We start from the raw sequence: 12,288 nt of genomic DNA on the forward strand, positions 1-12,288 counted from the left end.
GGTAGTTTACAGGTTGAAAGGTTTACACGTTGAAGCCTTCCAACTTTCTAATTTTTCAACTTTCTAACTTTTTCTCGCAACTCATCGATCACTTTCAATTTTCCACTTTCCTTGTACAGCCACATGTCCCACCCGTTGACGGGCCCATCAGCCAGCGCTTTTGCCAGCGCGTGGATCGAGCCGATCTGTTCTTGATATTTCAAATGCCCATTCGATAGGATGACGGCGCGAATGGAGGGGTCATCCTTAAAGAACAGTTTCTGCCCCGGTGACAGGAATCCCGCCTCAAGCAGCGTACCAAACGGGACCCGCACCTGATTCCGTTTATCGGGCAGAGTCAGCGCTTCGGTAGATGACTTCGTCACCGCGTCAATGCGTTTCTGTGCAACTTTGATATATTTTTTGTCGCGTTCAATGCCGATGAAATTGCGTCCCAGTTTTTTGGCCACCGCGCCTGTTGTGCCGCTCCCGAAAAACGGATCGAGGACTACATCGCCCACGTCTGTGCTTGAAAGCAAAACCCGATAGAGCAGACCCTCTGGTTTTTGGGTTGGATGAGCCTTCGTCCCGTTCGATTTGATGCGTTCTTTTCCCGTCGCCAGCGGAATAGACCAGTCACTGCGCATTTGCAGGTCTTCGTTCAGGGCTTTCATCGCCTTGTGGTTGAAGGTGTATTTTGCGCCCTTTTTCTTTTGCGCCCAGATCATGGTCTCGTGCGCATTGGTAAAACGCACGCCGCGGAAATTCGGCATCGGGTTCGATTTGAGCCAGATCACATCGTTGAGGATCCAGAAACCAAGATTCTGCATGATCGCGCCGACACGGTAAATATTGTGATACGAACCGATGACCCAGATGGTCCCATTTTCCTTGAGTACCCTGCGTGCAGCGTGTAGCCACTCGGATGTGAACGCATCGTAAGCGGAGAAACTTGAAAACTTGTCCCACTTGTTGTTGACCGCATCCACTTTGCTGAGGTTGGGGCGATACAGGTCATGCTGAAGTTGGAGGTTGTAAGGGGGGTCGGCAAATATCAAGTCCACCGAGTTCTCTGGGAGTGAATTGAGAATCTCGATGCAGTTGCCCTGCAAGATCTGGTTGAGAGGGAGGGACGGCACAACGTAAATTATACCTGTCATCGCTTTTCACTGCATGCCGACAATATCTTCGTGCTGATTGCGGCGGCTGGGTGAATTTGAGTATTCCGACAAATTTATCTTGTGATTTTGAAAAACTTTCATCCCGAAATAAGAAAAAAAGACAGTCACTTTTAAAGTGACTGTCTTTTTGAGATGTCGAATGGTTTTTATTATTCCAAACACCGCTTCGCCAATGTCGCAGCGACATCCATGCGGTATTCTGCCGAAGCCCATTCGTCGTTGGCTTCGTGATAAGCGTTGCGGGCGGCGGTGTCGAGGCCGTCAGCTTCGGTGCCATCCATGGCGAGCATGGGGCTTGTGCCATAACCGCCAAGGGCGAGACGTGTGCGGCCTGAATTCCATTGGGTCACTGCGGCGCAGATCAGCGGTTTATCGGCGGGGGTCTTTGAAACGAATTCAAATGCAAATTTGGTATTGGTGGGGATGGTAATTGCGGTGATCAGTCCGCGTGGATGAGTCAAGATATATTCGCCAACGCTGACAACCGATGATTGACCACTGACCACAGTGATCTTCGCGTCGAGTGACAGTAATGCCGTTGCAAAAGTGGACCGCCCATCACTCGAAACCAACGTCCCTGCAACTGTTGCCGAATTGCGGATATTGATCGGCGCTTCGAGTTTAATCGCGGTTTGCAGAGCTTCGGGGCATTCTGCGGCTTCGAGCAGGGCCTGCAGGGTGCAAGTTGCGCCGATTTGCAGTTCATTGCCGTTGACACGCAGCGAATCCAGGCCGAGGCGCTGGAGATCCACAACGGAAACAGGATCAGTTGTCGGCTGGGAAAGAAGCGTACCTCCTCCAAGAGGGACGGTGTTCGGTTGAGAGAGAAGCGCGAGGGCTTCGTCTAAAGTCGAGGGTCTGTGATAGGTAGTGATCATTGCATCTCCTTGATGGCCCTATTATACATTGCAAGGGATGAGTGTTAAGGCAGTGCGTTGACAGCGAAGTAATCAAATTGGGCGGGGATAAGCGCGGAGCGGTTGAATGATCCGCCTGCAAAAAGGCCGATGAATAGCGGCTGTATTTTTTTGGGATGTGTGCCGATCAGTTTCCACTCCATCCCATTTTCGCTGGCGTAGGCCGTGAAGGTATCTCCTTCAAAACGCAATCGAAGATAGACGGTGTCTGTGTTGAAGGCCGTGGTCGCGAAATTTTCCTCAATGAAACTGCCGCGGGTCATTTGATCGAAATGGAATTCGTCACCAATGCACGAAGATGTCAGGCATACTCCATGCACAAATTCAGCATAGTTTGAATTGTTCTCGTAAATAAGCAAGCCCGCCATTTGAGATGCTTCTGTTGGTGAGAATTTCAATCGGGTTTCCAATTCAAAGTTGCCTGTGGGAGCCTGACGTAAAAGCAGGTTATCCATATTGCTGTTGTTGATGATGCCATAACTGACCATGATCTCGAGCCAGCCGTTGTCGGTCAGTTTCCATTGCTCGCTGTTTTCATGTGTCCATTGCCAGTTGTCATTCAGCGGACCTTCGAAGTCATCCCTGAATAAGGTGGACGGAGCGGTCGGTAAAACTTCAAATGTTGCCGTGGGCGGGATGAGTGTGCTTTCTGCTGTGATTGTTGGGGCGGGCGTGGGTGTTGCCTCTTCAAATACAACTTCGGTAACGAATGTGAGCGAAGCATCGCCGACATGACCTGTGACTTCCCAGCAGCCCGTAGTGGGAAAGATCAGTTCTGAGACTTGAAAATCAGTATCTCCATATCCCGAAGAGATGAATGAACGTAAGGGTTCCGCTTCCGCGTCCAGTCGGCGGCCTTCGATGCTTAATGGTCCGCTGACACCACGCCACCAGAGCCATTTCATGCTAAGCGAGCCATCGGCGTTGCGATTGTAGGAATACATAATGATCTTTCCTTCAGGCCAGAGGCTGGTCCATATTTTGCCATTCCCAAGGTAACCTTCGTCGGCCATAGTTTCACCGGGCGGGGTGCTTCCATTCGGTGTGGTGACAGGGCACGCGGGGGCGGGAAGATTTTCCATGGCGGGCTGAGGTTTGGGGGCGATTGCGCGAATCGCCCAGATAAATATCAATGCCAATACGGCCAACCCAAGCGCCGAACCCAATATGGAAGCAGTTTTGCCGAATGAAAATAAACCAAACCCTGTTTTGGGTTTATGCGTGTTCATGAGTTTTTTCTCCAATTCATTTTGAAACGAAGCGCGGACTTCCACTTGTGCAGCGGTTGCTGTGAGCATTTCTGCCAGTGCGCGTTCTTCAGCGTTCAGGGAATTTTTATCGTTCATGGTTCCACCTCGAAGGCGAGTGAGGTTCGCTTACGCAGGTCTTGCAGTCCGCGGGTGACAAGCATTTTTGCGGCGGATTCGCTCTTGTTGAGTACAACGCCAACCTCGGCATAAGTCAGCTCGCTGAAAAAACATAAGGCGATGGCATCCGCCCGTTCGGGGCTGATCTGTTTCAGGGCGCGGGTGATGGAATCAAGCCTGAGGCGCTGATTCGCTAATTGATCGGTCAGCAGATTTGGGCTTGGAATCTGATCCGCCGCTTCAATCTGGACCTCGGGCTTGATCCTTCGGAAGAACATCGCCTTCTTTCGGGCTGCGATTCCCAAAACCCACGCCGCGAAGGAACCTGCTCCGCGAAACGAGCCGATGCCTTCCAGCGCAGCCATGAAGGTTTGCGAGGTGAGATCTTCCGCGTCTTTGACATTGCCCGTATGCGCCATGTGATAGCGATAGACGCGCGTTACATGGCGGCGATACAGTTCTCCGAAGGCTTCCGCGTCTGTACGGGCCTGACGGGCAAGATCAACTTCATCGGCAGGCGGGCTGTGTGGATGAGTTGTCATGGTTGTGGTCATGGACCTCCTGTTGCATATATGTTGCAGGAGGCGTTGAAAAAGTAACAGGGAATTTTATGGCGCGGGGAGAGTCATTTTGAAGCGTACCGCCGCGAGGCGCATGCTGAAGATGATCGCCGCGCCGATCACAGCCGCGGGAAACGATTCGATAGTGAACGACCTGAGTAAAATGAAAACGCTTGTGCCCACAAAGGAACAAGTGGCGTATAGCTCGGTGCTTTGACGAAACACATTAGGGATGCGATTGCAAAGCAAGTCGCGCAGTACACCGCCGAACATGCCAGTGACCACACCCATTAGCACAGCCACAATCGGGGAAAGTTCAAGTTGTAAGGTATAGATTGCACCGAGAATGCTGAACAGCCCAAGCCCAATCGCATCGGCAATGATGAGCAATCGGTTTGAGATTCGGTCGAGGCGGTAAAAAGCGATTGCCCCAACGAAAAATGTGACCACGGTCAGCCACGGGTCGATCACCCAAAAAACGGGTGTGCGTCCCAGTAATAGATCACGAATCGTTCCGCCGCCAAAGGCCGTGACGAATGCGATGGTGGTTGCACCTACGATGTCCATTTCATGCTTGCGCGCTTCCAATGCGCCAGAGATGGCCGAAGCGCCCACCGCCACATACGTGAGAATGATCAGAATATTTTCCACAAGGATTAATCGGGATAAACTTTCCAGCCCAGTTCATCGAGTCTTGAAACATCGAATTGATCTTTCGGAACATCGATGGATACCGTTGAACCTTCAGCGAGTAGTTCGTTTGTCTCGGCATCGTAAATTCCCGCCCAGGCTTCCGCGATGTTGCGTTTGCTTTTGCCCGCCTTGCCGACGATCTTCAATAATTTATTGATCGGCACATTCTTGCGATACTTCACTTCCAACTTGCCTGTAAACATAAAGCGCGGATTTTCTGGATCGCTGCCCATTTGAGCACGCCCTGAAACTTCGTCGATCAATGCTGCGACAATGCCGCCGTGCAGCACACCGGGGTAGCCTTGAAAATGGTCGGGCGCGATGTACTGCGTTTCGATAACGCCTGGCTCAATTTCGTAAATGTGCAAATGCAGGCCAATTGGATTTTCCAATCCGCAAATGAAGCAATGACGTGAATTCGGTTGTTTTATTTTTGACATGCGCGGATTATACTCTGGCGTATGACCCAGCCTAAAATTTTCATCACCCGTCTCATTCCTGACCTTGGCCTGAATCTGGTCAAGGAACATTTTCTCCCCTCCGCATGGACTCAAGACATGCCGCCTTCACGTGAGCAGTTGCTCGAACGCGTGCGCGGTGTGGATGGCTTGCTCTGCCTGCTCACTGAAAAAATAGACGGCGAACTGATGGATGCAGCAGGTCCGCAATTGAAAGTGATCAGCAGTATGTCGGTCGGTGTGGATCATATTGATGTGCCTGCCGCCACTGTACGTGGAATTCCTGTGGGCAATACACCTGGTGTACTCACCGATGCCACTGCCGATCAAGCCTTTGCATTGATGCTTGCGGCTGCGAGGAGAATCACGGAGGCCGAGAGATTCCTCCGCGCTGGCAAATGGGTAACTTGGCAACCGAGTCTGTTGCTCGGCGCGGATTTGGTCGGCGCTACTTTGGGAATTGTCGGTTTTGGCAGGATCGGTCAGGCGATTGCCAAGCGCGCGCAGGGATTCGATTTGCGGGTCATCTACCACAGCCCAAATGCAGAGCCTGCCTACGGCGCCCAACCCGTTGACCTGGATACGCTTTTGCATGAATCTGATTTTGTTTCGATCAATGTGCCGCTCAAGGCTGAAACGCGGCATCTGGTCAATGCCAAGTTTTTGGCGAAGATGAAGCCGAGTGCGATTCTGGTCAACACCGCGCGTGGTGGTGTGCTCGATCAAAATGCCTTGTACGACGCGCTGAAAGCCAACCGTATTTTCGCCGCCGCGCTGGATGTCACCGACCCCGAGCCGCTGCCGATGGATTGTCCGCTTTTGGAATTGGAGAACTGCATCATTGTGCCGCACCTTGGAAGCGCAAGCAAAAAGACTCGTGATATGATGTCGCTCCTTGCCGCGCAAAACCTGATCGCCGGGCTGAAAGGCGAACGCCTACCCCATTGTGTAAACCCGCAGGTTTACGGGTAAGACCGACGCCGTATCTTTTAGGCATATTCCCGCCTGCGTCGACTTGTTTCAACTTTTAATGATGCTTCTTCGTAAATAAAGTATGCAGATAAAAATGTTCCCGGTACAGGCAATACCGCTGTGGGTGGTCATTCGGGCGAGTTTTATGTCGGGAACCAGTTAGGAAAACATCATGCTGGAAGTTGATTTGCATCCAAAAAATACTCCGGTCAACCCTCCTGACAATAATCTGGTCCGTCTGCGGGAGGTCGTCAAAACCTACTATAGCTCTGCTGGGACTTTTACCGCGCTCAAAGGCGTTGACTTAAGTGTCGAGTCGGGCGCTTTTGTCTCGATCATTGGGAAATCGGGCAGCGGTAAATCCACACTGATCAATGTCATTACTGGAATTGACAGACCCAGTTCGGGCGAAGTCATTGTTGACCACACCCCGGTACATACATTGAACGAGGAGCAGATTGCCATCTGGCGAGGTCGTTCTGTCGGCGTCATCTTCCAATTCTTTCAACTTTTGCCCACATTGACCGCTGTGGAAAACATCCTGCTGGCCATGGATTACGGAAGACACTATCCCCGGCTTGAACGCCCGGAACGGGCCATGCAATTGCTTGAACTGGTCGGCATGGCAGAGTATGCCCACCGTCTGCCGGGCTCGCTTTCCGGCGGGCAGCAACAATGTGTGGCGATCGCGCGTGCATTGGCAAACGATCCCGTCCTGCTTACTGCCGATGAGCCAACGGGCAATCTTGATTCAAAATCCACGGAGATGGTATTCCAACTTTTTGAAAATCTCGCAGGCACCGGCAAGGCCATTCTCATGGTCACGCACGATAACGAACTTGCCGTCCGCGCTCAACGCACGATCCGCCTGGTAGATGGGAGGATTCAAGATGAATTCGTCAATCGCTAAACCATTGATCGAGTTGCGCTCCGTGGTTAAGGTGTATGAGAGCCTTGCCGGTTCTGTTATCGCATTGAATGGCATTGATCTGCAGGTCTTTCAGGGTGAATTTTTGGTGGTTACGGGAAAATCAGGAAGCGGCAAGACAACTCTGGTTAATATGCTCACAGGGCTGGACCGATCCACCTCAGGTGAGATCTGGGTCAATGGTGAGCCGTTACATAGATTTGGCCCTGAAAAAGCCGCAAGGCTTCGGGGCGGGACAATGGGCGTGATCTTTCAAACGTTTGAACTCCTGCCAACTTTGACCGTCTTGCAAAACGTGATGTTGCCGATGGATTTTGCCCGGCGTTATTCCCGCTGGGAGCAGCGCAAGCGTGCATACCATTTACTCGAACAGGTGGGGATTGCCGATCATGCAAGGAAGCTCCCGACTGCATTATCAGGTGGACAGCAACAACGGCTGGCAATTGCCCGTGCCATGGCTAACAACCCCGCCATCCTTGTTGCAGATGAACCCACCGGCAGCCTTGATTCTGCAACAGCAATTGCGGTCATTGATATTTTCACGGGATTGGTTCAGGAAGGTGGAACCGTTTTTCTCGTTACGCATGACAAGGACATTGCCAAATTCGGCTCAAGGGTGATTACCCTGTCAGATGGTGAAATTGTCATGTAGGTTATGCTTTCAACATGAAAACGTTTGGATGGTGATGATCACCTTAAAATCATGACCTCCGTTTTACTGAAGGAGAACATCCATGTTAAGGGCGCGCTGGTACAAGGTTATCAACGATTTGTTCGGCAACAAGACGCGCACGCTTTTGATTGTGCTGTCCATGTCTGTTGGACTTTTTGCATTGGGGATTATTCTTAGCGCGCGTACAATTCTGTCTGATGGGCTGGCGGAGAGTTTTGCGACCATCTACCCATCCAGCGGAACCGTACGCACGATCGAACTGTTCGATGAGGATTTCATTGAGTCTGTGCGCAAGATGGATGATGTGCAAGAGGCGGACGCGCGCAGGAGTATCTCTGTTCGCATGCAGACAAAATCGGGCGAGTGGAAGAACCTCACCATCTTTGTGTTTGCTGATTATGAGGATATCCGTGTGAACAAGGTCACCTTACAGAGTGGGGCTTGGCCCCCACCCGAGCACGAGATTCTGATCGAGCGCGCAGCGCTCTCTGTCATCGAAGCACAGGTTGGCGATATGATTCTGATCAGGTTTCCGAGCGATGTCGAGCGCAGGATTCGAATTGCGGGGTTGGCATATGATCCTGCTCAACTCCCCGCGCAAATTGACGGTACACCTTACGGTTACATCACCTTTGATACGTTAGAATGGTTTGGCGAATCTTATGGTTTTAACGAACTGCATGTGATTGCAAACCATCCTGAAGATAAAGATTGGGCACAGCAGGTGGTCAATCGCGTCAAGGACAAGGCTGAAAATTCGGGTTACACCATCCCATTGAGTATGACGGCGGAGCCGGGGCAACTCCCGATGAACGATGTCCTGCAGGGAATCCTTCTGTTGATGGGGTTGCTCGGTGTGCTGTCGTTGTTCCTGAGCATCTTCCTTGTGGTCAATACCGTCTCTGCTTTGCTTACCCAGCAAAAACGGCAGATTGGTGTGATGAAAGCTGTTGGCGGTGGCACGCTTCAAATCCTGGGGATGTATCTGGTGATGGTATTTTCTTACGGTGTCATGGCGTTAATGATCGCCATCCCGTTTGGGATGTATGGTGCACGTAAACTCAGTTCTGTCCTGGCGGTGTTCTTTAACTTCGATCTTTACTCGATGGATGTGCCGCCTCAAACTTATTTGATTCAAGCCGCTGTTGGGTTGATCCTGCCGGTCCTCGCTTCCCTTGTGCCGTTCCTCTCCAACCTGCGAATCAGCGCGGCGGAGGCGATGAGCAGTTACACCATGGGTAAGGGGCGCTTCGGTAAAAATTGGATCGATCATTTTCTTTCCGGCGCAAATTTATGGTTCGTTCGGAAGCTATCCATCCGCTCGATCCTGCTTTCGGTGCGGAACACCTTCCGCAACAAGGGCAGGCTGACGTTAACTCTGATTACGCTCACGCTGGGGTCTGCAACCTTTATCAGTGTGTTCAACGTCCGTGCCTCATTATCCAGCACCGTCGAGGATATGATCAAGTGGTTCAACTGCGATACGATGTTTGCTTTGGATCGCAGTTATCGTGCCGATAAAGTCCAAAGTGAAGCGGAAAGCATTCCCGGTGTGACCAAGACCGATGTGTGGATCCAGCTCCCAACGCGGCTCGTTCGCAGGGATGAAAGTGAAAGCGGTATGATCTACATGTTTGCCCCCACGGTTCGTCCCGATAGTTTGATCGTCTCACCTTCCCTTGCAGAGGGTAGATGGCTTGCTCCGGGTGATGAGAATGCGGTGGTCGTTCCTTCCGCACTCCTGATCGACGAACCAGAACTTGAACTCGGCGGCGACATTGTGCTGAAGATCGACGGTGATGAACACGTGTTCAAGATTGTAGGGACATTCAAGGGTATGGCCTTTCTTCCGATCGTGTATGTCAATTATGATTACATTACGAAGATTACCAACCGTACCGGCGAAGCAGACGCGGTGATGATTGCCACACAACAACATGACTCTGTTTATGTAGATGCCGTAACCCGTACACTTGAGGAGCGTTTTAACCTTGTCGGTATCGAGATAGGTCTGGCAACCACCATCAACACGGAGCGCCGCGATGCCGAAGCCTCATTTGATGCAATTGTTGCCCTTTTGCTGTTGATGGCCATTCTGCTGGCTCTGGTCGGCGGGTTGGGTCTGATGGGAACGATGAGTATCAATGTCCTGGAGCGCACCCGCGAGATCGGTGTGTTGCGTGCCATTGGGGCGCCAAATCGCAGTGTGGCGTCTGTTTTTGTCCTCGAAGGAATTATCATTGGCTTGATGAGTTGGGCAATGGGCGCAGCGGTAGCCATTCCCATGAGCAGGGGATTAAATCAGGCTCTTGGGCAGGCGGTGATGGGTGTGCCATTGACCTACTCTTATTCACTTCCGGGGCTTTGGCTGTGGTTGGTTATCGTCATCCTTTTGAGTATTCTGGCCAGTTTCATACCGGCACGCACCGCTTCTCGCTTAACAGTTCGCGAAGTGCTTGCCTACGAATAATGTACATGACCACTGCCTGCAAAATGACGGTCATGTGTCCAAATATGGTATAGGAGAAAAATGTTTAACAAGCTATCTCACACTTTCCATCGCTTTCCCCGCACGTTTTGGGTGGTGGCGGGGACTCACTTTATTGATGTGATTGGCAATACTTTGCTCATGCCGTTCTTTGCTTTGTACGTCACCCAGAAGTTTGGTGTAGGCATGACCGAGGCGGGGATCATCCTCGCGACAAATTCGGTGGCTGGTTTGATCGGCAGTACCATCGGCGGAGCTATGGCTGACCGTTTCGGTCGTCGCGGCATCATCCTCTTTGGATTGATCGTCAGCGCATTTAGCGGACTCACGCTCGGGTTCGTGAATCAGTTCTACATGTTCTACGGTCTGTCGGTGTTCGTTGGGTTGATGGGCAGCGCCGCGCACCCTGCTCACAATGCCATGATCGCAGATATCCTCCCTGCCGAGCAACGGGCAGAGGGCTTCGGTATCATGCGCGTGATCTCCAACTTCGCCTGGATCATTGGCCCCACTATCGGCGGATTCCTGGCCGCTTACAATTTCCTCTATCTGTTTTTGAGCGATGCGGTGATCAGCAGTATTACCGCGGTGTTGGTCTTCCGCTTGATCCCCGAGACCAAGCCCCAGCCTAAGGAGAAGACCGAGCACGAGACTCTGCTGCAGACCATCGGTGGGTATCGACTTGCGTTGGTCGATCGCCCATTCCTCGCCTTCATTGTTGCGTCCATTTTGATGATCCTGGTGTACCAGCAGATGTACAGTTCGCTTTCGGTGTATCTGCGTGATGTGCACAATGTGAATCCGCGTTTTTATGGGCTGGTCATGTCCTCGAGTGCTGTGACGGTGGTGATCTTTCAGTTTTGGGTGACGGGCATCATCAAGAAATATCCGCCGTTTTTGATGATGGCGGCCGCCACTTTCTTTTATATGATCGGCTTCGGCATGTACGGATTTGTTTCCACCATTCCGCTGTTCATTTTGGCGATGGTCATCATCACAATTGGTGAGATGGTCGGTATGCCCACCAGCAATGTGCTTGCCGCATCTTTTGCGCCCGAGGAGATGCGTGCCCGTTACATGGCAGTCTTCGGCCTGACTTGGATGGTGCCGTCGATGATCGGTCCGTGGGCGGCGGGATTGATCTTCGACAACATGAATCCAAACTATGTCTGGTATATCAGCATTGTGCTGTGTATGATCGCCATGTTCGCTTTTTACACTTTGCATCTTCGCCTTGGCGCAAGGGAACAATTCCAGCGTGCAAAAGAGGAGCAAGTGGCAGCGACTTAAAGTAAAACGCCGAGTTCGTTACGAACTCGGCGTTTTACTTATTTTTCAGCCCAGTGAATTGCGATCGTTCCAAACATCAACCTTTTGAAATTGACATTTTTGAACCCCGTTTTTGACATTCGCGCTGCCATGTCTTCCGCAGTGACGAAGCCTTCGGTGGTTTCGGGCAGGTAGCGGTACGCCTCGCTGACTCCTGTCAAAAGCCCGCCCAGAGTGGGAATGATGATGTGCATGTGGATCCAGATGAATGGGGAAAGGATGTTTTTCTTCGGACGGGTGGTGTCTAGGATGACGATTCGCCCGCCGTTTTTCAAGACGCGATATTGTTCCTCGATGGCTTTATCTAGATTGATGACATTGCGCATGAGAAAGCCAGAGATGACTGCGTCGAAGGATGCGTCGTTGAAGGGTAGGTGCAGTGCATCGGCGGTGGAGAAATTAAGGGAGCCGTTCTTTTTGCCGACGCGCATCATTTGGAGGGTGAAATCTGCGGCGGTGATGCGGGCCTGTGGAAACTGCGTCAGGGCTTCGCGTGCCAGATCGCCTGTGCCAGTTCCCAGGTCCAGCAGAGAGGCGTTGTTCGTCATCCGCGCGAGTTTGATGACCATCTTGCGCCAGCGAATATCCTGCCCGCCAGTCATCAATCGATTCATCAAGTCGTAGCGTTTGGCGATCTGCGTGAACATGTTTTGAACATAGGCGGCGCGTTCGCGTCCTGTGAGTTGAGTCATGAAAGCTCCTGAAAATAATTTGCGCAATTATAAGTTATACTGCGCGGCAAT

General features: G+C 51.7%; 12 protein-coding genes. 5 read left to right on the plus strand and 7 right to left on the minus strand.

The window, feature by feature from the left end:
- Positions 1 to 47: 47 nt before the first annotated feature.
- The 6 genes from IPI86_RS19510 to IPI86_RS19535 all read right to left on the minus strand — a co-directional run bounded on the left by IPI86_RS19510 (position 48) and on the right by IPI86_RS19535 (position 5,137).
- Positions 48 to 1,139, minus strand: a complete 1,092-nt coding sequence (locus tag IPI86_RS19510) for a DNA methyltransferase (RefSeq protein ID WP_345299690.1) — start codon at positions 1,137 to 1,139, stop codon at positions 48 to 50.
- Positions 1,140 to 1,309: 170 nt separating this feature from the next.
- Entirely contained in the window at positions 1,310 to 2,038 is a 729-nt protein-coding gene (locus tag IPI86_RS19515; RefSeq protein WP_345299691.1) for an FAD binding domain-containing protein, read from the minus strand.
- A gap of 44 nt (positions 2,039 to 2,082) precedes the next feature.
- Entirely contained in the window at positions 2,083 to 3,423 is a 1,341-nt protein-coding gene (locus IPI86_RS19520) for a hypothetical protein (protein WP_345299692.1), read from the minus strand.
- The gene (locus IPI86_RS19525) at positions 3,420 to 3,998 is read right to left on the minus strand and encodes an RNA polymerase sigma factor (RefSeq protein ID WP_345299693.1); all 579 of its coding nucleotides are present in this window, start codon (positions 3,996 to 3,998) and stop codon (positions 3,420 to 3,422) included. Before IPI86_RS19525 ends, IPI86_RS19520 begins: the two co-directional genes overlap by 4 nt.
- Before the next feature lie 54 nt (positions 3,999 to 4,052).
- Positions 4,053 to 4,655, minus strand: coding sequence for a trimeric intracellular cation channel family protein (locus IPI86_RS19530; protein WP_345299694.1), 603 nt, complete (start codon positions 4,653 to 4,655; stop codon positions 4,053 to 4,055).
- Between the two features lie 5 nt (positions 4,656 to 4,660).
- Positions 4,661 to 5,137: a PaaI family thioesterase gene (locus IPI86_RS19535; protein ID WP_345299695.1), complete on the minus strand. Its 477-nt coding sequence runs from the start codon at positions 5,135 to 5,137 to the stop codon at positions 4,661 to 4,663.
- Positions 5,138 to 5,158: 21 nt separating this feature from the next.
- On the opposite strand from IPI86_RS19535, the gene IPI86_RS19540 reads away from it, so the two are divergent.
- The 5 genes from IPI86_RS19540 to IPI86_RS19560 all read left to right on the plus strand — a co-directional run bounded on the left by IPI86_RS19540 (position 5,159) and on the right by IPI86_RS19560 (position 11,506).
- Positions 5,159 to 6,127 carry a D-glycerate dehydrogenase gene (locus IPI86_RS19540; RefSeq protein WP_345299696.1) on the plus strand — a complete coding sequence of 323 codons (969 nt, stop codon included), beginning with the start codon at positions 5,159 to 5,161 and terminating at the stop codon, positions 6,125 to 6,127.
- A gap of 172 nt (positions 6,128 to 6,299) precedes the next feature.
- Complete coding sequence (locus tag IPI86_RS19545; RefSeq protein ID WP_345299697.1) at positions 6,300 to 7,037, plus strand: ABC transporter ATP-binding protein; 738 nt, start codon at positions 6,300 to 6,302, stop codon at positions 7,035 to 7,037.
- Complete coding sequence (locus tag IPI86_RS19550) at positions 7,018 to 7,707, plus strand: ABC transporter ATP-binding protein (protein WP_345299698.1); 690 nt, start codon at positions 7,018 to 7,020, stop codon at positions 7,705 to 7,707. Before IPI86_RS19545 ends, IPI86_RS19550 begins: the two co-directional genes overlap by 20 nt.
- 82 nt (positions 7,708 to 7,789) lie before the next feature.
- Positions 7,790 to 10,198: an ABC transporter permease gene (locus IPI86_RS19555; protein ID WP_345299699.1), complete on the plus strand. Its 2,409-nt coding sequence runs from the start codon at positions 7,790 to 7,792 to the stop codon at positions 10,196 to 10,198.
- Between the two features lie 60 nt (positions 10,199 to 10,258).
- Complete coding sequence (locus IPI86_RS19560) at positions 10,259 to 11,506, plus strand: MFS transporter (RefSeq protein ID WP_345299700.1); 1,248 nt, start codon at positions 10,259 to 10,261, stop codon at positions 11,504 to 11,506.
- A gap of 38 nt (positions 11,507 to 11,544) precedes the next feature.
- Here IPI86_RS19560 and IPI86_RS19565 read toward each other — a convergent pair whose 3' ends face one another.
- Complete coding sequence (locus tag IPI86_RS19565; protein WP_345299701.1) at positions 11,545 to 12,237, minus strand: ubiquinone/menaquinone biosynthesis methyltransferase; 693 nt, start codon at positions 12,235 to 12,237, stop codon at positions 11,545 to 11,547.
- Positions 12,238 to 12,288: the final 51 nt, after the last annotated feature.

Origin of the sequence: Candidatus Villigracilis affinis (assembly GCF_016705895.1) — a bacterium.
GTDB lineage: Bacteria > Chloroflexota > Anaerolineae > Anaerolineales > Villigracilaceae > Villigracilis > Villigracilis affinis.